The 21,060-nt window shown below is 57.4% G+C and carries 15 protein-coding genes and 1 pseudogene; 10 read left to right on the top strand and 6 right to left on the bottom strand.

The window, feature by feature from the left end; translation table 11 throughout:
• Positions 1 to 48: 48 nt before the first annotated feature.
• The 3 genes from HUW35_RS14285 to katG form a co-directional block, all read right to left on the bottom strand.
• The gene (locus tag HUW35_RS14285; protein WP_181252928.1) at positions 49 to 1,974 is read right to left on the bottom strand and encodes a hypothetical protein; all 1,926 of its coding nucleotides are present in this window, start codon (positions 1,972 to 1,974) and stop codon (positions 49 to 51) included.
• A gap of 68 nt (positions 1,975 to 2,042) precedes the next feature.
• The gene (locus HUW35_RS14280) at positions 2,043 to 3,152 is read right to left on the bottom strand and encodes a MipA/OmpV family protein (protein ID WP_255463321.1); all 1,110 of its coding nucleotides are present in this window, start codon (positions 3,150 to 3,152) and stop codon (positions 2,043 to 2,045) included.
• Positions 3,153 to 3,293: 141 nt separating this feature from the next.
• Entirely contained in the window at positions 3,294 to 5,525 is a 2,232-nt protein-coding gene (gene katG, locus HUW35_RS14275) for a catalase/peroxidase HPI (protein ID WP_181252926.1), read from the bottom strand.
• Positions 5,526 to 5,790: 265 nt separating this feature from the next.
• On the opposite strand from katG, the gene HUW35_RS14270 reads away from it, so the two are divergent.
• The 3 genes from HUW35_RS14270 to HUW35_RS14260 are packed head-to-tail and all read left to right on the top strand — an operon-like array spanning position 5,791 to position 10,722.
• Entirely contained in the window at positions 5,791 to 6,915 is a 1,125-nt protein-coding gene (locus tag HUW35_RS14270; protein WP_181252925.1) for an efflux RND transporter periplasmic adaptor subunit, read from the top strand.
• Positions 6,915 to 10,088: an efflux RND transporter permease subunit gene (locus HUW35_RS14265; RefSeq protein WP_181252924.1), complete on the top strand. Its 3,174-nt coding sequence runs from the start codon at positions 6,915 to 6,917 to the stop codon at positions 10,086 to 10,088. Before HUW35_RS14270 ends, HUW35_RS14265 begins: the two co-directional genes overlap by 1 nt.
• Positions 10,089 to 10,137: 49 nt before the next feature.
• Positions 10,138 to 10,722 carry an exopolysaccharide biosynthesis protein gene (locus tag HUW35_RS14260; protein ID WP_181252923.1) on the top strand — a complete coding sequence of 195 codons (585 nt, stop codon included), beginning with the start codon at positions 10,138 to 10,140 and terminating at the stop codon, positions 10,720 to 10,722.
• A 26-nt stretch (positions 10,723 to 10,748) separates the two neighbouring features.
• Here HUW35_RS14260 and HUW35_RS14255 read toward each other — a convergent pair whose 3' ends face one another.
• The 3 genes and pseudogenes from HUW35_RS14255 to rimK form a co-directional block, all read right to left on the bottom strand.
• The gene (locus HUW35_RS14255) at positions 10,749 to 12,065 is read right to left on the bottom strand and encodes a mechanosensitive ion channel family protein (RefSeq protein ID WP_181252922.1); all 1,317 of its coding nucleotides are present in this window, start codon (positions 12,063 to 12,065) and stop codon (positions 10,749 to 10,751) included.
• A gap of 181 nt (positions 12,066 to 12,246) precedes the next feature.
• Positions 12,247 to 12,537 (bottom strand): cation:proton antiporter regulatory subunit, encoded by a 291-nt coding sequence (locus HUW35_RS18905; protein WP_255463616.1) that lies wholly within the window; start codon positions 12,535 to 12,537, stop codon positions 12,247 to 12,249.
• A pseudogene (rimK, locus tag HUW35_RS14250) lies at positions 12,538 to 13,461 on the bottom strand (30S ribosomal protein S6--L-glutamate ligase); the annotation flags it as partial.
• Positions 13,462 to 13,933: 472 nt separating this feature from the next.
• Between rimK and ahpC the strand changes: the two are divergent.
• The 7 genes from ahpC (at position 13,934) to HUW35_RS14215 (ending at position 21,045) form a co-directional block, all read left to right on the top strand.
• Positions 13,934 to 14,500: an alkyl hydroperoxide reductase subunit C gene (gene ahpC / locus HUW35_RS14245; protein WP_181252920.1), complete on the top strand. Its 567-nt coding sequence runs from the start codon at positions 13,934 to 13,936 to the stop codon at positions 14,498 to 14,500.
• A gap of 211 nt (positions 14,501 to 14,711) precedes the next feature.
• Complete coding sequence (gene ahpF, locus HUW35_RS14240; protein ID WP_181252919.1) at positions 14,712 to 16,295, top strand: alkyl hydroperoxide reductase subunit F; 1,584 nt, start codon at positions 14,712 to 14,714, stop codon at positions 16,293 to 16,295.
• Positions 16,296 to 16,673: 378 nt separating this feature from the next.
• A complete protein-coding gene (locus HUW35_RS14235) occupies positions 16,674 to 18,065 on the top strand; it encodes a DUF1214 domain-containing protein (protein ID WP_219932579.1) in 1,392 nt (463 codons plus the stop codon).
• 210 nt (positions 18,066 to 18,275) lie between these two features.
• Entirely contained in the window at positions 18,276 to 18,851 is a 576-nt protein-coding gene (locus HUW35_RS14230) for a YceI family protein (protein WP_181252918.1), read from the top strand.
• Between the two features lie 63 nt (positions 18,852 to 18,914).
• Positions 18,915 to 19,733 (top strand): alpha/beta fold hydrolase, encoded by an 819-nt coding sequence (locus tag HUW35_RS14225; RefSeq protein ID WP_181252917.1) that lies wholly within the window; start codon positions 18,915 to 18,917, stop codon positions 19,731 to 19,733.
• 199 nt (positions 19,734 to 19,932) lie between these two features.
• Complete coding sequence (locus tag HUW35_RS14220; RefSeq protein WP_181252916.1) at positions 19,933 to 20,478, top strand: DUF2058 domain-containing protein; 546 nt, start codon at positions 19,933 to 19,935, stop codon at positions 20,476 to 20,478.
• 15 nt (positions 20,479 to 20,493) lie between these two features.
• Positions 20,494 to 21,045: a DUF1415 domain-containing protein gene (locus HUW35_RS14215; RefSeq protein ID WP_181252915.1), complete on the top strand. Its 552-nt coding sequence runs from the start codon at positions 20,494 to 20,496 to the stop codon at positions 21,043 to 21,045.
• Positions 21,046 to 21,060 lie beyond the last annotated feature (15 nt).

The raw sequence follows: 21,060 nt of genomic DNA, 5'->3' as shown, positions 1-21,060 counted from the left end.
TTCCGCCGTGCGCTGCCTGGGCATTTACCCGGGCGGCTTCTTGCCGAGTCAATCCTCGATGGCAATGCTATCCAGGTTGCCCCAGGGTTCCAGCGCAATCGCCTGGGGACCATTCCAGATAATGATGGGGAGCGGCTTGTCGGAAACGTAACCCTCAAATGTGGTATCGCGAATAATGTCCTGCGAAGTGGCTTCGAACACCAGAAGTTCGGCGAACATCACCCTGCTATCGTATTTCAGGATATCGGCTACCTCTCCCCAGTAAACGAAATCATTCGCTTCCATCCAGGTGGTCGTCGGGGCGGTGCGCAACATCTCCGACACAGGCGGTGTATCGATTGACACTTCAACCTCGATGCCCTCTGCCATATCCAGCACATCCAGCTGGATACCACTGGCGAGATCAGCACTGTAGGAGAACAGGTCCGAAGGTGGCTCTATCAGCTGCTGCAGTCCGGCGGGGGTGCTCAGATCCAGGCCCGGGGTATAGCGCTCGAGCGCACCCACCGCGTCGAAGCCACCAATATTGGTTTGCGCTTCAAGAACACTGAACCGGGGTCTGGGATCCTCTTCCGCCGGGTTGATCACGTAGGTAGACCATTCCGCACGATAGCCGCTGATGTTTTGCCCTACTGATTCATAGATGTTCAGCGAAACCGCATAGACCGGACGATGCTGCTCGGGGTAAAAGCGCATTCTTGCCAGTTTAAAGCTTTCTGGCAGAAACTCCGCCTCAAATGCTTTTACTTTGTGCGGAGGAATCTCAAAGTTAATAAAAATTGTCTGGGGGTTCTCGCGCAGGCTGAAAAATAATTTCGGGCGCTCCTGGCCCTGAAGGATATTTAACCCCTGATAGAGATCCAGCAGCCCAAAATACAGGGTTGGGATCTCCTGGGGAGGGATGACTCCCGCATTCTGGAACAGCAAGGCAAAAACCAGCTGCGGATCAATGCCCCCGAGAACACACCCTACCAGGTTGGAAAATAATTGAGAGCTGTTGGTCGCTGGCCCATTGCAAGCGCCGGGCCCGCCCTGGGTTACCACCACAGGGGCTGTTACCGGCTGAACCAGAAACTCCGTCTTGGTATCTGTGACCAACGCGCTGGCCGCGGGCTTTAGGTACTTGCTCCAGCTAAAGGTGTTGCCGATGAGGGACCGCTTGGGATTTGCCAGCGACAAGCCTCCACTGACGGAACTACCGTCATAAAAGTACCTGGCGACGGCACCGCCTGGCGCGAACTGTAATTCAGTTGCATCCAGAAACGTTTCTGAGAGCCGCAACCTGTGCTGCCCACTGGGCCGATAGGTAGTACTCCACTCCAAGCTGCCCTCCGCCGTATAAAGGCTGCCTCGCCAGCTGCCGGATTCATGCTCAAGCATCAGACTGCTGGGAATGTTGGTCGACAGCTGCAACAACTCGACCCCGGGCTGGGCCTTGTAGCTGGAGAATCGGTACAGACGCGGGGTGTTATCGCCGGGCAGAGTGACAAAGGTCTTGAATTCAAGTTTTGCACCATTTTCTGCACGGGATGTGTTTCCTATATCGGCGATCACATAGAAGTGTTTCGGGTACAGAAGGTCCAACAACTGGCTGGGTGCGCGCTTGTCAATATTTTCCTTCAATATTGCCGCCAGGACTTGATCGCCTTTCACCGTGAGCGGGTGGACGCTTGCCAGTTTGAAAGGCGGTGTCAGCCCGATTTCCTGGGCAAAACTTTCCGCGTACTTTTCCTGGATTTCCCATACGATCAAACCGCGCTGTTCGACCTCAAGGGGGAATACCGGCGGCTCCGCTCCGGATATTGTGCTTTGCTCAAAGGCCGCGGCGAGACGACTCCCTCCGAAGACATTACTTCTGATTTCGGTCAGTATCTGCTTCTCTTCCGCCGAAATCGCCGCCGCATGCAAGTGCGTGAACAGTAACGATAAAGCGCCAACAGTAAGCAGCGCCGCCTTTAGTGTCAGGTCCCGCATATCTCCTCCATGAAGTCGTCAAGCCGACCGCGGCGAGTCAAATAATCGCCTGGAACCGATCAGCCTTGCTAAAAGGTATAGGTGATTGCGGCAAAGCCCTTGAGGACGTAGTCGTCACCGACGATCGGGCTGTCCGAAATATCGTCACCGAGGTATTCCGCATTGATATCCAGCACCAGCCGCCAGTGCTCGGTGATCTCCAGCATGCCGCCGATTCCCCCTTCCAGAGTCACGGTGCTGCCAACATCGTATGCGGGGCGGCCGGGCAAAGCGGCCCAGGAAGGCACGCCGAAGTCGTAATTGGCCAGATCACTGCTCAGCCAGTTCAGCCCGAGCGACGGCCCCCAACTGACATTGCCGGTCTGAAATCCTTTTGACACCCGCAACTCGGCAGTTCCCCCGCCAAAGCGGTCGAGCACATCGTGCTGATAGCGAAAATCCACATCGATTCTATTGGGGCCGTCATACACCAGTCCCACCCCGGCCATCAGCGTGCCGTCACGATCTCCCAGGCCCACAAGAACAGGACTGTCGTTCTCTTCATAGGCGCCGACCCGGTAGGTGGCATTGACCGCGAAACGAAGGGTGTCACTCCCCCAAAGGCCATAGCGCAGGCTGGGGCCCACCCACTGCAAGCGCTCGCCAAAGTAGGTAATGGCAGGAATCACCTGGGTAACGGTGGAGTCTGAGCCTACATAGGGGCTGCTGCGACCTATGACACCGAGGCCGACACCCCACTGCCCCGACTCGCCCAGTACCTCGTAAAGCTCGATATCGACAGATTTGGTCTCGTTAGCTGCCAGGTAGAAACTGGCGCGCTGGAAGCTGGGTGGCCCCTTGGGACGATATCCGTTTGACAGGCCAATCGGCTCTTTCGGTATCCCGATAAAAGTGCGCCCCAGTGCGCGATCGTTATCGCGGTCGGCGTAGACCAACAGCGCGACTGTGCCCGACGGCACGTCTGAAATCCTGTAAATCCCGTCAGCATTGACCGGCAGCCGTATTTCGCTGCGCGGACTGCGGAAATCGCCAAAAGCATCCGAATCGTCGTATACCTGAAATACCAAAGCCCCTTCAGCAGGTGCATTCCCGACTCGCACCTCCAAGTCTGCCCCACTGACATTGCCAATAAACAACAACAAGCAAATGCCACACAGCCTGACAGTCAGGTTTTTCATCTACGCCTCACGCCTTTTTCGGATTTCAACACATCAGTACGCGACCAAACCAGGAATAGATCACCCCCAGATACAGAGACAGGCGACCCGCGGGCCGCCTGTCATTCAAACACTACATTAATGAGCTCTGTGCATGAGGACTCAATCCGGTCGATCCAGATTCATGACCTTTGTCCACGCTTTGACAAAATCATTTACAAACGCCTGATCCGAATCTTCCATCGCGTAGTACTCTGCGACTGCGCGCAGCTCGGAATTGGACCCGAAGATGAGATCTACCGGCGTGGCAGTCCACTTGACCTTGTCGGTCTTGCGGTCCTTGCCCTCGTAGATACCGTCACCCTTGGAGGACTTGGACCATTCAGAATCCATGCTGAGCAGGTTTACGAAAAAGTCATTGGTCAGGGTTCCCGGTTTATCCGTCAGCACCCCCAGCTTGGAGCCGCCCGTGTTCGCACCCAATGCCCGCATGCCGCCCACAAGTACGGTCATTTCTGGCACCGTCAGGGTCAGCAGATCCGCCCGATCTACCAGCATCTCCGTAGGTGAGACAGAATTTCCTTTACCGTAATAATTCCGGAATCCATCTGCCATTGGCTCCAACCAACTGAAAGATTCAACATCGGTCATTTCCACCGTTGCGTCCGTACGCCCCGGCTTGAAAGGCACATGCACATTGTGTCCAGCCTTCTTGGCAGCTTCTTCCACAGCCGCGTTGCCCGCCAGTACGATGGTGTCAGCGAGCGAGACCTGTTTGCCACCAGACAGCGACTTGTTGAAGCTTTGCTGGATGGATTCCAGCTTGCTCAGCACTTTATTGAGCTCTTGCGGATTATTCACCGGCCAATCTTTCTGCGGAGCCAGTCGTATGCGGGCGCCATTGGCGCCGCCGCGCATATCGGAGCCACGAAAAGTGGAGGCAGAGGCCCAGGCGGTCCGCACCAGTTCGGGCACTGTCAGCCCGGACGATAGAATCTCGCCTTTCAGCTTTAACACATCCCGCTCATCCAGTAGCTGGAAATCTGCAGTCGGGAGCGGGTCTTGCCATAACAGGTCTTCTTTAGGAACTTCCGAGCCCAGATAGCGGGCCTTCGGTCCCATATCCCGGTGCGTGAGCTTGAACCAGGCTCTGGCAAACGCATCTTCGAGTTCTTTCGGGTTGTCCTTGAAGCGCTCGGAAATTTTGCGGTAGGCAGGATCTTCCTTCAGCGCCAGGTCCGTCGTCAGCATGATTGGCGCGTGGCGTTTGTCCTTGAGATGCGCATCCGGCACCATGTTGGCGGCATTGGGATCGGTTGGAATCCACACAGTCCCGCCACCGGGCGACTTGGTTTTCTTCCATTCGAACTTGAAGAGATTGTCGAGAAAATTGTGACTCCATTGCGCCGGCGTGATCGTCCACGCGCCTTCCAGTCCACTGGTAAAGGTATCCTCGGCATTACCTTTGCCACATTTGTTTTTCCAGCCGAACCCCTGTTGCTCAATCGGCGCTGCGGCAGGCTCCTTGCCTACACATTCATGCTTGACCGCACCGTGGGTTTTGCCGAACGCGTGTCCTCCGGCAATCAGGGCAACGGTCTCCTCGTCGTTCATGGCCATGCGCCCGAATGACAGGCGAATCTTTTCCGCCGCCAGCTTCGGGTCAAGGCTGCCCCCCGGGCCCTCCGGGTTCACATAGATCAGGCCCATAACGGTGGCGGCCAGTTTCCGATCCAGCTGCTTGCCTTTAAAGCGTTTCTCATAGTCGAGCATCTGGGTTTCTGGCCCCCAGTAGACCAGCTCTGGCTCCCAATCGTCCTCGCGGCCGCCGGCAAAGCCGAAAGTCTTGAATCCCATGGACTCCAGAGACACGTTACCGGTGAGAATCATCAGGTCAGCCCAGGAGATCGACTTGCCGTATTTCTGCTTGATCGGCCACAACAGTCGACGGGCCTTGTCCAGACTCACGTTATCCGGCCAGCTATTGAGCGGATCAAAACGCTGCTGCCCCCCTCCGGCACCGCCACGGCCGTCACCAACACGGTAGGTGCCCGCGGCGTGCCACGCCATACGGATCATCAGCGGTCCATAGTGACCGTAATCCGCCGGCCACCAATCCTGGGAGGTAGTAAGCACTTTCTCGATATCTTTTTTAACCGCGTTCAGGTCAAGGCTATTAAACGCTTTGGCGTAATCGAAATCGTCAGCCATTGGGCTGGAAGATTTGTCGTGATCCCGCAAGGGCGAGAGATCCAGTTGATCCGGCCACCAGAAGCTGTTGGGCTTGGGCTCTCCCGGCATCGGCTTGTCTTGCGCCTGAATCGAAACGCTCGCGGAAAGTGTCGCGATCGTCATTGCGATGGCGGTACACAGCGGAATCGTCTTTTTGAGCATGTCAGTGCCTCCTGCGAGTTTCTCGCTGGTTCATTCTGCATATTGTTGGCTTTGAATATAGGCACTGACACAGCCAACGACGGAGCAAAAGCAATCAACTCGCGCCAACTACGAGGAAGAAGCCGGAAATTTCGGACGCTGCCGTTCTTTCAATAAAGCAAGCAAATCACCCCCATTGGTTTTACTTATTCAAAAACAATGCTTACGGGTGATACCAGAGAGCCCGATTACTACACTAGCCACATACCGTTAACGATATTGCTCCATGTGGTTCACCAGATCCCTTACATCCATCTTGCTGCTTCTCTATATACCGCTTCCGGCAAGCGCGGCCGATGATGCCACCGCTGCCGCACCTATAGCGGTTGAAGCCGTCGTTGCACGTAAACAGACTCTGATTGAGGAAGTACCCGTCACCGGCACCATCAATCCTCTGCGCCAGGCAATGCTCTCGGCGGAAGTTTCCGGGTTGATTGAGGATATTTACGCGGATGTCGGTGACCGCGTTGCTAAAGGCGACCTGCTACTGAAGCTTGACCCGGAGCTCAGCAGTATCCGCCGCGACGCCGCCTTGGCGGAAGTGGCCAGGGTGCGGGAAACCCTGGCAGACAGCCGCCGCCGTCTCGCAGAGCTGCAGAGACTGCTGGGCGACAATCACGTAGCGGAAACAGAGGTGGAAAATCTCGGCTCCGAAGTCCGCGAGCGCACCGCGTTGCTGCAGGCAGCCCAGGTGGAAACCGAGCGCCTGACGGCCCTGCTCCGGCGGCATCAGGTCAATGCGCCCTTCTCGGGTACCGTCAGTCTGCGCGAGGTAGATGTGGGCGAGTGGGTCGAGCCAGGCTCGGCGCTGTTCGAACTGGTAGATACCGATTCCCTGCGTGCGGACTTCCAGGTACCCCAGCGCTACTTCCCGCGTATTCAGCCAGATACCCGAATCCGGGTAACCCTGGACAGTGGCGATACGCTAAATGCCCGGGTGGAACACAAGGTACCTGTTAGTCGCAGTGGCAGCCGCACCTTTGTGTTGCGGACCATCATCGAGGGCAAGGATAAAAAGCGCGCAGCGCTGATTCCCGGCATGTCCGCCTCTGCGGTATTGCAACTGGAAGGTGACCGACAGGGTATCGCCGTACCGCGCGACGCCGTACTGCGCTATCCCGACGGACGCATCACCGTGTGGGTCGCAGCGCCCGGCGGTGACTGGAACCAGGCGGTGGAAGTGAACGAACAGCAGGTAACCACCGGGCTCAGCTTCAATGGCATGATTGAAATCCAGTCCGGGCTCACCGCGGGTCAACGTGTGATAGTGCGCGGCAACGAGAGCCTGCAACCGGCGCAGAAAGTCCTTCTCAAACGCGCACCAACGGCCGTGCGCGCGGGCGGCGGCTGATGTTCGAGCAGATCGTCAGGAACGGCATCCTGGTCACTGTGGCTGTGCTGATCATTGCCATTCTCGGGGTGGTGGCAGCCTTCCGCATCCCGGTGCAGATGATTCCCGATCTGGAGGTGCGCACCATTTCCATCCGCACCAGCTGGCCCGGCGCCACACCGCAGGATATCGAGAAAGAAATCCTGATCGAGCAGGAGGAGTACCTGCGCAATATTCCCTATCTGCAGGAGCTGCAGTCCACCGCCGATCTCGGCTCTGCAGAAATCGAACTGGAATTCCCCTTCGGCGTGGATATCCTCGAGACCCAGATCCGCGTCAACAACGCCCTCACCCAGGTGCCGTCCTACCCGGAAAACGTGGATGAGCCGAGGGTGTATGCCACCTCTTTTTCCTCCAACGCCTTCATGTACTACCGCGTGTCCCCACTACCGGGCAACCCGCGCAATCTGGATATGGACATGTTGCGGGATTATGTGGAGGACAACGTGCGTCCGCGTATGTCCGGTGTGCCCGGCGTGGCCGAGGTGGGTGTGGGCGGTGGGGCCGAGCGCCAGATCCAGATCCGACTGAAGCCGGAACTGCTGACCGAACGCAACCTTACCCTGACGGAAGTACGCGCCGTAATTCGCGCACGCAATCGCGATATTTCGGGCGGTGAGGTGGAGAGCGGCAAGCGCCGGTATCTGCTGCGCACCCTGGGGCGCTTCAAGGACCTGGATGAGCTGCGCGCACTGATCCTGCGCCGCGACGGCGACAGCATCGTGCGCCTCGGCGATGTGGCCGACATCCAGCTGGACCACTTCAAGATCCGCAGCAGCGCCTACGTGAACGGCATGTCGGTCATCTTCCTGTCCATACGCCGGGAGAGCGGCTCCAATGTGATCGACATCAAGCGAGCGATGGAGAAGGAAGTCGAGCAGATCAATCGGGAACTGCTGATTCCCCAGGGCATGCAGCTTTCGCTCACCGCCGATGACGTGGGCTACGTGGAGTCGTCGGTGTTCAATGTGTGGAAGAACCTGCTGCTGGGGGCGCTACTGGCCACAGCCATCATGTACTGGTTTCTGCGCTCATTGCGCGCAACCGCCCTGGGTGTGGTGGGCATTCCCATCTGTACCATCGCCGCGTTTATCGGCCTGTTGATTGCCGGGCGCACCATCAATGTGATCTCCCTCGCGGGTGTCGCTTTCTCTATTGGCATGACTCTGGATAACAGCATCGTAGTGCTGGAGAGTATCGAGCTGGAACGCCGCCGCGGCCTGGACCGTTTGCAGGCGGCCATCAGCGGGGTGAAAAAGGTATGGCCCGCGGTGCTGGCTTCTACCCTCACCACCGTGATGGTGTTTCTGCCGGTGGTGTTTATTGCCGAAGAGGCCGGGCAGCTCTATTCGGATATCGCCATCGCTATTTCCGCCTCCATTCTGGTGTCGATGCTGGTGGCGATTACCGTGATCCCCACCGCCAGCGCGCGTCTCAGGTTTCACGGCACCAGTGCGGACAACATTGAACACAGCCGACTGCGCCACACGGTCATCAGCCGGATTCAGTGGCTGCTGGCCTCCCCCGTCAGGCGTATTTACTGCATCGCCATCACTGTTATCACTAGCCTCGCCATCGTCCTCCTGTTGACCCCGCCCGCGGAATACCTTCCCGAGGGCGAGGAAGCGAAGACCTTTGCCAGCATGAATGCGCCACCGGGCTACAACCTGGCCACCATGAAGGAGATTGGCCTCGAGCTGCAGGCGTATTTCCTGCCGTTTGTGGACCATGATCCGGCGGCTTTCGACAGCGGGGAAGCGGAAGTCCCGGCAATGAAGTTCTTCATTCTCAGTGTGTCCCCGCAGCGCCTGCGCATCATTGCCGAAACCAAGGACCCGCGGCACATCGACGCGTTGATGCGCGCGATAGTACGCAAGTACGAGCGCTATCCCGGCATGCGCGCATTTGCCACCCGCGGTTCCATCATCAGCAGTAATGACGGTGGCACCCGCAGCGTCAACCTGGATATTTCCGGGTCGAATCTCGCCGACCTGTACAAGGTTGCCCGCGCCGCTTACAGCCGCGCCCGGGAAATTTTCGACGACCCGAACATCCAGACCCAGCCCACCAGCCTGTCACTGGCGCAGCCATTGCTGGAGGTAAGGCCAAGGTGGGAGCGCGCCGAGGAAGTGGGTATGAGTGCGGAGGATATCGGCTTTGCCGTCGCGGCACTCACCGACGGCGCTTTCGTCAATGAGTTTTTCCTGGATGACGACAAGATCGATATCTACCTCTACAACCAGCAGGGGCCGGAAGCCACCGTCGAGACACTCGAGCAGATCTTTGTCTACACCCCCACCGGGGCCGTACTGCCGCTGTCGGAACTGGCGCGTATCGAAGAAACCGTGGACACGGCCACTGTGCGCCGAATCGACGGGCGTCGCACCGTCTCCCTGAATATCATTCCGCCCCGCTCCGTTGCCCTGGAAACCGGGGTGGAAACGGTGCGCACGGAGCTCGTGCAGCACCTGCGGGACACCGGCAAAGTGCCGCTTGGTGTCTCCATGGATATCTCCGGCGCCGCCGACCAGCTGGACGCCACCCGCGCATCACTGGGCAGCAACTATCTGGTGGCGCTCGCCATCATTTACCTGCTGATGGTGGCAATCTTCTCGCACTGGGGCTATCCGCTGTTGATCATGACCACCATACCGCTCGGTATTGCCGGCGGTATCGCGGGACTTGCGCTGTTGAACCTCGTGGGGGGCATATTGCGCGGGCTCGGGTTTGAGGGGATCCACCAGCCCTTCGACATGATCTCCATGCTGGGCTTTCTCATCCTGATGGGTACCGTGGTCAACAACCCGATCCTGATCGTGCACCGGGCGATATCCAACCTGAAGGAGGAAGGCATGCCCGCGGTGGAAGCCGTACAGGAGGCGGTGGATTCCCGCTTGCGGCCGATTGCCATTTCCACCATCACCACCATCTGCGGTCTGGCGCCACTGGTTTTTTTACCCGGTGCCGGCACCGAACTTTACCGGGGCGTAGGCGTGATTGTGATGGCCGGGATCATCGGTGCAATGCTGGTTACCCTGACCATGCTACCGGCACTGACGGTATTCGTGCTGGAATGGCACCAGCGACACACAAAATCATCGGTACAGGCGGATAACCCTCCCGGGTCGGTTTAAGCTGTTATGACGCGACTTGTGGAACGGGGACCACTGAAACTGAACCGCCATGCCTGAGGATATACAGAACCTGTCACAGCTCCTGCAGCAGCTGGCGCGCCTGAGCGCGGGGCGTGATCGGATCTACCTGCGTGAGATCCTGCAGGCGGTGGGCGACCGCTCCTTTGCGCCAATCCTGCTGGTGGTCGGCCTGATCCTCTTCTCCCCCCTATCCGGTATCCCGGGTATCCCTACCGTGATGGGTATTCTGACACTGCTGGTCTCGGTGCAGATGCTGATGATGCGACGCCATCTATGGCTACCCGAGTGGCTGTTAAAGAAATCCTTTGCCGCGCCGGGTTTCCACCGGGCCCTGCACTGGCTGCAACGCCCGGCTGCGCTTATCGATCGCTGGCTGCGTCCCCGGCTGCCGGTATTGGTTCAACGCGGGGGAACCTACCTGACAGCAATTCTTTGCACGGCCATCGCAGCAGCCTTGCCCGCCATGGAGATACTCCCCTTCTCCGCCACCATCGCCGGGCTGGCACTCACCGTGTTCGGACTCGCCCTGGTTGCCCAGGATGGGTTGATCGAACTATTCGCCCTTGCCTTGACGGCATTGATTGCCGGGCTCGCCACGCTGGCGTGGGTCTGAATCGAAAAGCCAGTAATACGCCAACCTCAGGCCCCGACGGTGACTTTCTGATCCGGCACACTGACCAGGCGCACATCCCGCTGCGGGAAGGGAATCTCGATACCGTGTTGCTGAAGTGTCTCGAGGATCATCAATAACAGGTCGCCCCCAACCCGGTTGCGCCCGTCATCGATACCCTCCATCCAGAACTCCACAAACATATTCACCCCATTGTCACCAAAACTGTCGATTTCACAGTCGGGGCGCTCTTCAAACGGAACCTCTTTCCCGCTTAACACCTGGGGATGCTTGGCAACTGTTTCCTTGATGATTTCCACCAGCTCACGGACATTGGTGTTATATCCAACACCAAAGTCCACCCGGTAGCGCTGCTTTTTATTTTTGTGAGTCCAGTTGATGAAAGAGTTGGAGACGAACTTTTCATTCGGTACCACTATGTCCTTTCCATCATAGGTCTCTAACGTGGTGGAGCGCATATTGAGTTGGGTTACCAACCCCTTCCGGCCATCCTCCATTTCGATATAGTCGCCAACGGATACCGACCGGTCGAGGATTATGATGATCCCCGAAATAAAATTGGAGGCGATTGTCTGCAAGCCGAAACCAATACCCACACCAACCGCGCCACCGAAAACTGCGAGTGCCGTGAGATTGATACCCATCAGCTGCAGGATCAGCACAGCAATAATAACGAACAGGCCGATTTCAAACAGCTTGGCAACGACTTCACGAGTGCGGAAATCCAGTGTTTCCTGCTTGCGAATGATGGTCTGCCCGGTCGAATTGGATATTCGCCCCAACCAGAATAACAGCGAGCCGAAGATGGCCGTGCGCGCAATCCCGTAGGCTGTCAGGCGAATATTGCCCACCTGTATCGCCATCGAGTCCAGTACCTGCACCACGTCATCCAGGGCGCCGAGTACGTACAGGAACAGTATCGGCATCCCCACCCAGAGAAACAACTTCGCCACCGTGCTATTGCTAATCACCGTGCGAACAAAGGAATGGAATAACAGTACAAGAGCCACCGCCAGCGCAATCTGCAACAACCAGTTGCCGCCGCTGACAAGCGGAACAAACGCCGCAGAAACTTTCAGCAGTAAAATCGCCAGGAGGGGAAACAGCAACTTGCCGCAACGAAACAGCAACAAGCGCAACGGCTGGTTTTCCGGAGAGTCCGGTGGGCTGGCCAGCACCGGTAGAAGTTTCAGAATACGCTGAGACAGAACCCAGGCCAAAAAGTAGACCAGCAGGATAATGACGGCCTGACTGAAAGCTTCCGGGGAAGTGAGAGCAGCCTGCCATTGCTCCCACGCGTTTGCGAGATCGAATTCGGTGTCCATTGTCTATATCCAGATAACTGCCTGTGGATCAGCGTCAGCAAGATGCTCGCCGGCCGGTGCGATCGCGCCGGCCTCAATGGGGCTGGCCGGCGCTCCGGGTTATTTTGGATATTTAAACACGGGCAGAGTCGCCCTTATACCGAACAGTTGGCGCAACCGATCAACGGCCTATCCCTGCCCGCTACTCCACCGGCTCGATATCGGCTGCAGAATATGCATCAGCAGGCAGATCCGAGATATCCGGCTGACGCCTGCGGCGCGTCTTTGCGGGAACCATACCGCGCATGGCTTCCAACTTGCCGAAGCACAGCAGTTTGTCGTAGGGCTCCAGTACTCTCTCTTGCTTGGGGTTTGGAATAATCTTTGCTCCGCGGTATAGCGTCAGCACATTGATATCGTGTTCGTCCAACTGGGTTTCGGCGATCGTTTTCCCCACAAACTTGGATCCTTCAGGGATATAGATTTCGCTCACGCCGTATCCGCGACTGACCGTCAGACGCTGGCGTACATCGATCTCGGGGAAGTCCACCTGGGCGGCGATATATTCGATAACCGCGCCCGCCACATCGAGACCGGTGCAGGTTTCAATGCCCTCGAGCCCCGGCGAAGAGTTCACCTCCAGTATCTGCGGTCCACGACTTCCCTCCAGCATATCGACCCCGGCCACCTGCAATCCCATAATCTGGGTGGCACGCACGGCGGTATCGATATACTCCTGGGGCAAATCCACCGGCTCTGCGATACCGCCACGGTGGACATTACTGCGGAACTCCTGGCCCTGAGCCACCCTGCGCATTGCCGCCACTACGCGATCACCAACCACAAACGCACGGATATCCTTGCCCTTGCTCTCGGCAACGAATTTCTGGATGAGCACATTTTGTTTCTGGGCCTGAAGCAGCTCAATGATGGCTTCCGCCTGCTTGACCGTATCCGCCAACAGGACGCCGATACCCTGGGTGCCCTCGATCAACTTGATCACAACCGGCGCGCCGCCCACCCGGTCAATAGCCGGCAGCACGTCTTTCTTGCTGTGAACGAAGGTGGTCCGGGGAATACCGATCTGATGCCGACTGAGAAGTTGCAAGCTGCGCAGCTTGTCTCGGGAGTTGTTGATACCGTGGGCGGTATTTGCACAAAAGACATCCATTTCCTGAAATTGGCGGACGACGGCAGTACCGTAATAGGTAATGGAGGCACCAATGCGTGGCAGTACCGCATCGAAATCGGCAATCTGCTTTTGCCGATAGTAAAGATCCGGCGCACCGCGCTCCAGGTCGATTGCAAATTTGATGGTATCCAGAACGCTAACATCGTGACCGCGGTTGACCGCGGCTTCCTTCAAACGACGGGTGCTATAGCAGGTTGGTCCTCGGGACAGGATGGCGAGTTTCATAGTGCTTTCCTTGGCCACATAGCGGGTAACGTGCGGTGATTTCTCGACGAGAGCAAGTAGGCCAGATTTTTTTGAGTTAAATTTGCCGGGAGGTTCGTGCAGCACCTCGGCGATTGCAGTTATTTATGATTTTTATCATACGGGGCTCGACCAGCGGGCGGCCACATCTGACAAGGGTAGACCAATAGCCGCCGAACACCAAAAGCGGACAACTGGCACCCGCTTATCCAGTCCAGTCTCTTCACAGTGGGCTTTAGCGCCCCATTACCATCGTCACACCCTCCTCAACTCAAACGAACCGCACCTGCCGGCATGGCTATCTATGCGCTTGCCGTGATAGCAAAAGCCAATTACAGCCATTTAAATCAATAATTTTTATTAAATATGGCAGGCTAATAGCATTTCACCCGTACCCGATAACCCACGCCCCAAAACGCGGGGCAAAATTTCTCTCAGGAGACAAGGAAATACCATGGCTAACTACATCAACAGCGAAATCAAACCGTTCAGCGCCAAGGCCTACCAGTCTGGAGACTTCTTCGACGTGTCCGACGCGGACCTGAAAGGCAAGTGGTCTGTGGTCTTCTTCTACCCGGCGGACTTCACCTTCGTGTGCCCGACGGAGCTGGGCGACCTGGCCGACAACTACGCCGAGTTCCAGAAGCTGGGTGTTGAGATCTACTCCGTCTCTACCGACACCCACTTCACTCACAAGGCCTGGCACGACACTTCCGAGACCATCGGCAAGATCCAGTTCCCGATGATCGGCGACCCCACCGGCACCATCACCCGCAACTTCGGTGTGATGATTGAGGAAGAAGGCATCGCGGACCGCGGCACCTTCGTGATCGATCCGGAAGGCAAGATCCAGATCGTTGAAATCAACGCTGGCGGTATCGGCCGCGACGCCCAGGACCTGCTGCGCAAGATCAAGGCTGCCCAGTACGTTGCCGCCCACCCGGGTGAAGTGTGCCCGGCCAAGTGGAAGGAAGGTGAAGAAACTCTGGCGCCTTCACTGGACCTCGTAGGCAAGATCTAAGAGCAAGTGCATCCCGACTAGGTCAGAGCACTGAACTTGCTGGGAAGGTGCTGATGGCAGGGGCAGCCTTGCGAAACCTTCCGCGAGAGGGACCTCGCGGAAGAGCCCCCATGGATGGGTTCACGGCGTGTTTTGCAAGGCTGCACCTGTCAGCAGCACCGCCACAGGACTAGACAAAGAACCGCAAACTACCGAATACCAGGACACACCGATGTTGGACGCAAACGTAAAGAAACAATTGGACACCTATCTGCAGAATATCGTCACTCCGATCGAGATCAGTGTGTCCGCCGACAGCAGCCCCAAGGCTGTTGAACTGAGCAACCTCGCCAGCGAAATTGCCGGCCTCTCCAGCAAGATCGAACTGAAGCAGGAGAACCGCAAGCGCACCCCGAGCATGGCCATTGCGCCAGCCGGAGAAACCCCGCGTGTAAGCTTCGCCGGCATCCCCATGGGACATGAATTCACCTCCCTGGTTCTCGCCCTGCTGCAAGCCGGCGGCCACCCGTCCAAGGCGGACCCGGAGCTGCAGGAGCAGATCCGCAACATCCAGGGTGAATTCCACTTTGAAACCTATATCTCGCTGTCCTGCCAGAACTGTCCGGACGTGGTGCAGGCGCTGAACCTGATGGCGAAACTGAACCCGAACATCACCCACGAGATGATCGACGGTGCCCTGTTCCAGGAAGAAGTGGACGAGCGCCAGATCATGGCGGTGCCCGCGGTCTACCTCAACGGTGAGTATTTCGGCCAGGGCCGTATGAGCCTCGAAGAAATCGTCGACAAAATCGATACCGGTGCCGATGCGCGCAAGGCGCAAGAATTGAACGAGCGCGAGCCCTACGACGTGCTGGTACTGGGCGGGGGCCCGGCGGGTGCCGCGGCGGCGATCTATGCAGCGCGCAAAGGCATTCGCACCGGTCTCGTGGCCGAGCGCTTCGGCGGTCAGGTCATGGATACCGTGGGTATCGAAAACTTTATCTCGGTGCCCTATACCGAGGGCCCGAAACTGTCCGCTGGCCTGGAGCAGCATGTAAAAGAGTACGGTGTCGACATCATCACCGGTCAGCGTGCTGCGAGCCTTCAGCGGCGGCAGATGATCGAGCTGGAACTGGAAAGCGGCGCCACCCTCGCGAGCAAATCCCTGGTACTCGCCACCGGTGCACGCTGGCGCGAGCTGGGTGTTCCCGGCGAGGCTGAATACCGCACCAAGGGTGTGGCCTACTGCCCGCACTGCGATGGCCCCTTCTTCAAGGGCAAGCACGTGGCTGTGATCGGCGGTGGTAACTCCGGTATCGAAGCCGCTATCGACCTGGCGGGCATCGTAAAGCACGTTACCGTACTGGAGTTCGCCGATACCCTGCGCGCGGATGAAGTGCTGGTTCGCAAGGCGCGCTCTATGGCCAATATCGACATCATCACCAATGCGCAGACCACCGAGGTGCTCGGCGATGGCAGCAAGGTCAATGGCCTTCAGTACATCGATCGGGTCAGCGGCGAGAGTAAACAACTGGAACTGGCGGGCGTCTTCGTACAGATCGGGCTGGTGCCGAATACCGAGTTCCTGAAGGACAGCGGCCTGGAAATGAACCGTATGGGCGAGATCGTGATTGACAGTCGCGGCGCCACCTCCATTCCCGGGGTGTTCGCCGCCGGTGACGCCACTACGGTGCCCTACAAGCAGATTGTTATCTCCATGGGCGCCGGTGCCACCGCCGCGCTGGGTGCCTTTGATCACCTGATCCGTACTTCGGTCAGCGACGAGCCGGCAGAAGCCCTGTCGATGGCCAGCTGATCGCAACACCAGACCCAAACCCGGATGTCGGTTTCCCAGCGGCATCCGGCCCTCCCCGGCGGATACCCCAACCGCCACCACTGGGAAACATCCTCAATGATTGCAGCCGGCGCCAGCCGGCTTTTTTTGTGTATTTCCCCACCCGACGCCCCACCCCAGGTGGCGCTTAAATTCGTCTACGCTTTCTATAGCTAAGTTCTCTAAGAACACCTTCGCCGAACGTTTTCGGCTCGAAAGCGAACGAAAAAGGGAATACTCATGCAGCTTCTTAGGCAAAGTGCATCCGCCGGTTTCACCTTCATGCTTCTGGGCGCCGTCCTCAGCGGACTATGGCTGTCCGGTTGTAGCAATGACAACGGGGGCAAAGCGAATTCAGAGATGAGTCAGAGCGTGACTGCGGCGCCACAAGGCACGGACGCCGCAGGTACCGACGATCAGACCGATGCCGACCGCGCGGATGTGGCAATGAGCGATGAATTGCTGGAAGACCTGGTCACCCGGTCATACCAGTATGTGACGATGTACAACGTCAATAACAAGTTCGCCGCCACCATTGGCGGTTGGAATGCCTGCGATGCAGATACCGAACTCAAGGACCATACAACGCGCGAAATTGCGCGCCCCAACAATGACACTTTGTATATCAGTTGCCTGCTGGACCTGCGCACGGACCCCGTCATTCTCAGGGTCCCCGCCTTTGATACCGACTACGCGTCCCTGATGATCACCGCCTACGATCACTATGTGAATGTTCCCCTGTCCACCCGCGTCGGCGACTTTGAGAAACCGCTGACCCTGCTCATCTACAGCGAGCGCACACAAAACTATGATGGCGAGCCGGTGGAGGGGGTCGATATGGTATTTGAAGCCAGCGGCGACTTTGTCTCTGCGGTATTTCGCGTGATGCCCCACAGCCAGGATAAAGATCGCTTTGCCAAGATCACCGAGCAGATGAAAAGCGTAACGCCGGTAACGCTCAGCACATTTATCGGCAAGCCGGCACTCCCCGCGGAGCCCGTCGATTTTCCGGCCGTGGGTGAAACCGATGTCGCAGTGTTCGGCGACAACCTGTTTGAAGTGATGCAGTTTGTGTTCAACCACACCACCTTCTCTCAGGACAACCCCGAGGACCAGTCCATATTGGCGCTTTACAAGTACTTCGGTATTGAACCGGGGAACACTTTCGATGCCGACAAAGTCGCCAATATCGATAAGGACCGTATCCGGGATATGGCAGAACGCATCCAAAAAGAAACGCTGGCCTCAAGTGCAGATGCAGAAAAAATGGCCCAGTTGCAGCCCAAAATGTTCCAGCCCAAAGGTCAGACTGATCTGGAAACCCTGTTGACCGTGTCGGTATTTGGTCCCATCGGCCTGCCCATGGAAGAAGCGGTCTACCCAAGCGTCAGCACCGCGGATGGCAAACCGATGAATGCCATGCACGATTATGTGCTGCATATGTCTGCAGATGAATTGCCTCCAGCAGGGGCCTTCTGGTCACTGACCCTGTACGACCTGAAGAACGGCTTCTTCATTCCGAACGAAAGAAAAAAGTACAGTGTCGGTGAAAATGCGGGGATGAAGCTGAATGATGACGTCGGTATTTCAATTTATATCGCCAAGGAAAAGCCGGACGGCGTGCCGGAAGAAAACTGGCTGCCGATAGAGCGCAAGGACCTCGACCTGAGCCTCACCATGCGGGTCTACGTACCGGATCTGGAAAAGCTCCCCGGGTGGTCTCCCCCGAAAGTAGAACGGGTTGCCGAGTAACAAGGCCCCCAAAACCCGACCCAACGTCAAAGTGCGCACACTTTGACGTTGCTTTTTTACTTTACTTTTTTTACTTATCTTTACTGGTACCGCGGCCTGCCGCCTGATAATGTTTCCCATCTGAAACTGACAAGTCAGATCTGGTCGATAAATATCCGCGGTCAGCTTTGACGATTAATCCAAATCCGGCTGAAACAGGAGAATTACCCTATGTCGCTCAAGTCCCTTGCGCTGCTGTCCCTACTGGCGCTGCCAGTTACCGCCCTGGCCGACTGGCAACTGGCCGGAGAAGACTCCAGTGTCAATTTTGTTTCCGTCAAGAAATCGACTATTGCGGAAACCCACCACTTTAAAAGCCTGAGCGGCACCATTGCCGATGATGGCAAAGCCAGCCTGACCATCGACCTGGCGAGCGTGGAAACCAATATCCCGATTCGCAACGAGCGCATGCAGAAGATGCTGTTCGATACTGCGCAATTTGCCAAGGCAACCGTTTCCGCACAGGTGGATGCCGACAAGCTGGGCGCCATGAAAGCCGGCCAAACCCAGACTGTTTCCGCAGACGTCACCGTTGATATTCACGGCTCGCAACAAACGGAAAAGGCCCACCTGCAGGTTACGGCCCTGGACGGCAATCGCCTGCTGATCACCTCCACCGCACCGATCATGGTCAATGCGGGCAACTACAAGCTGCTCGAAGGGATCGAAAAACTGCGCCAAGTCGCCGGTCTGGACAGTATCAGTCCCCTCGTGCCGGTATCCGTCAACCTGGTGTTTACCAAGTAGTAAGCAACCTGGTTACTGACCAGAGTCCAGTAACTTCGCAGAAACGCCCTAGAGTCTGAGCCCATGCCCACAGTCCATCATGACGGTCGCGACATTTACTACGAGTGCACCGGCAACGGCCCGGTTGTGGTGCTGTTACACAGCTTTCTCTGCGATGGGGAAATGTGGAACCAGCAGCTTACCGCGCTGGCCGGGAAGTACCGGGTGATTAACGTAGACTTGCGTGGCCATGGCAAATCCAGCGTTGCGGATACGCCACTGGATATTTACGCGATGACGGATGATGTTATCGCGGTGCTGGACAAAGAGCAGGTCACCAGCGCAACCTGGGCGGGGCTCTCGATTGGCGGCATGATCGCATTGCGTGCGGCCCTCACCCACCCCGAGCGGGTGAGCGGCCTGATATTGCTGGACACCCACGCGGGTACCGAAACCCGCTTCAAGATCTTCAAGTACAAAACCATGGTGGCGATCGCCAAACTACTGGGTATCTCACCGCTGTTGCCCACGGTGGCCAAGTTGATGTTTGGCAAACATACCCTGGAATCCCAACCGGGGTTGGTCGAATACTGGAAGAAAAAGTTCGCTGCCATGTCACTGGTGTCGATCGAAAACGTGGCCAATGCCCTGTGCGCACGGGATTCACTGAATCACCGCCTGTCTTCCATCACCCAGCCCGCGCTGGTACTGGTGGGCCATGACGATATCTCGTTGCCACCCGCATGCTCTGAAGCCCTGTCAGCCCGTCTGCCTCATGCCCAGATCAACATCATTCCTCGCGCCGGCCATCTCTCCACACTGGAGCAACCGCAAGCCGTTAACCGGGCCATGCTCGACTACCTGACGGCCTACGCCCAGCGGAAAGACTCGGTAACCGCCTAGCTGGCACAGAACGGGGCCCAGATCCCCCCCTAACCTGCCCCAGCTCTTTCTCATCCCTTCCTGCAGGACAGAGCACGGCCAGCTGGTCGTGTACACCGCTGCGCGCTATACCTCAGGTGTAACAAGGCTTGGCCAAGGGCCTCCGAGATCCGTTAAAATGCCTCGGATTACCCATTATCCGCTGAGACAGGTTCCCCCCATGGCTTCACTTCAAGACCAACTGCTTAAGGCCGGACTGGTCGACAAAAAGACAGCCAAACAGATTGGCAAGGAAAAACGCAAACAGAGCAAAGTGGCCAAGAAGTCTGGTGAAGTCCAGGTGGATGAAGCCAAGCAGGCCGCGGAGGCCGCTCGCGCGGCTAAGATTGCCCGGGACCGGGAACTGAATGCCCAGCGCGAGGCCGCCGCCCGGCAGAAGGCGATTGCCGCCCAAATCAAACAGTTGATCGAGCGCAACAAGCAATCCAAGGGCCCCAAAGGCCAGGACGATATCGCCTACCACTTCACTTTTGAGAAAAAGGTGAAAAAGATCTTTGTCTCCAGTGCGGTACAGGAACACCTCACCGCGGGCCGCCTGCTGATCGTTGGAGAGGGAGACCATTTCGAGCTGGTTCCGCGAGTAGTTGCGGACAAGATCGCCGAGCGCAACCCGGCCATGGTTGTACAACCGCCGGAGAACAATACCGCGGTGGATGAAGACGATCCCTATGCGGACTACGAAATCCCTGATGATCTGATGTGGTAAGCGCGCAGAAATTCGATGACCGATAGTGATCCGGTAATTGCCCAGGTAGAGCGATGGCTGCAGGATGTGGTGGTCGGGCTCAATCTTTGCCCCTTCGCACGCAAGCCCCTGCGCGCGGGACAAATCCGCTTTGTGGTGAGCGACGCCACCAGCGATGAAGTACTGCTCGAGGAACTGCAGGATGAGTTTCAAGTGCTGGATCGAACCTCCATGGAGGAAGTGGAAACCAGCCTGCTGATCCTCCCCACCCACCTGCAGGACTTCCACGATTACAATTTTTTTCTCGAAGAGGCGGAATGGCTGCTGAAGCGCCAGGGCTATGAAGGTATCTACCAGATTGCCAGCTTCCACCCCCACTACCAGTTCGCGGATACGGCACCCGAGGATACGGAAAACCTGACCAACCGCGCCCCCTACCCCATCCTGCACTTGCTGCGCGAAGAGAGCCTGGAGCGCGGCCTGAAAAACTACCCGGACCCGGACAGCATTCCGCGCAATAACATCCTGCGGGTAGAGTCACTCAGTGACGAGGAAAAGAAAGCACTTTTTCCCTACCTGTTTCACTGACCTGCTTACCTGATA

Source organism: Microbulbifer sp. YPW1 (assembly GCF_013367775.1).
Taxonomy (GTDB): domain Bacteria; phylum Pseudomonadota; class Gammaproteobacteria; order Pseudomonadales; family Cellvibrionaceae; genus Microbulbifer.
Note: the sequence above shows the minus strand (reverse complement) of the source record. Positions and strands in the feature narration are given on the sequence as shown.

Excerpts from the sequence above, each read along its gene's own strand:
- HUW35_RS14285 (WP_181252928.1), bottom strand. The coding sequence starts at position 1,974 with ATGCGGGACCTGACACTAAAGGCGGCGCTGCTTACTGTTGGCGCTTTA.
- HUW35_RS14280 (WP_255463321.1), bottom strand. The coding sequence starts at position 3,152 with ATGAAAAACCTGACTGTCAGGCTGTGTGGCATTTGCTTGTTGTTGTTT.
- katG (WP_181252926.1), bottom strand. The coding sequence starts at position 5,525 with ATGCTCAAAAAGACGATTCCGCTGTGTACCGCCATCGCAATGACGATC.
- HUW35_RS14270 (WP_181252925.1), top strand. The coding sequence starts at position 5,791 with ATGTGGTTCACCAGATCCCTTACATCCATCTTGCTGCTTCTCTATATA.
- HUW35_RS14265 (WP_181252924.1), top strand. The coding sequence starts at position 6,915 with ATGTTCGAGCAGATCGTCAGGAACGGCATCCTGGTCACTGTGGCTGTG.
- HUW35_RS14260 (WP_181252923.1), top strand. The coding sequence starts at position 10,138 with ATGCCTGAGGATATACAGAACCTGTCACAGCTCCTGCAGCAGCTGGCG.
- HUW35_RS14255 (WP_181252922.1), bottom strand. The coding sequence starts at position 12,065 with ATGGACACCGAATTCGATCTCGCAAACGCGTGGGAGCAATGGCAGGCT.
- ahpC (WP_181252920.1), top strand. The coding sequence starts at position 13,934 with ATGGCTAACTACATCAACAGCGAAATCAAACCGTTCAGCGCCAAGGCC.
- ahpF (WP_181252919.1), top strand. The coding sequence starts at position 14,712 with ATGTTGGACGCAAACGTAAAGAAACAATTGGACACCTATCTGCAGAAT.
- HUW35_RS14235 (WP_219932579.1), top strand. The coding sequence starts at position 16,674 with ATGAGTCAGAGCGTGACTGCGGCGCCACAAGGCACGGACGCCGCAGGT.
- HUW35_RS14230 (WP_181252918.1), top strand. The coding sequence starts at position 18,276 with ATGTCGCTCAAGTCCCTTGCGCTGCTGTCCCTACTGGCGCTGCCAGTT.
- HUW35_RS14225 (WP_181252917.1), top strand. The coding sequence starts at position 18,915 with ATGCCCACAGTCCATCATGACGGTCGCGACATTTACTACGAGTGCACC.
- HUW35_RS14220 (WP_181252916.1), top strand. The coding sequence starts at position 19,933 with ATGGCTTCACTTCAAGACCAACTGCTTAAGGCCGGACTGGTCGACAAA.
- HUW35_RS14215 (WP_181252915.1), top strand. The coding sequence starts at position 20,494 with ATGACCGATAGTGATCCGGTAATTGCCCAGGTAGAGCGATGGCTGCAG.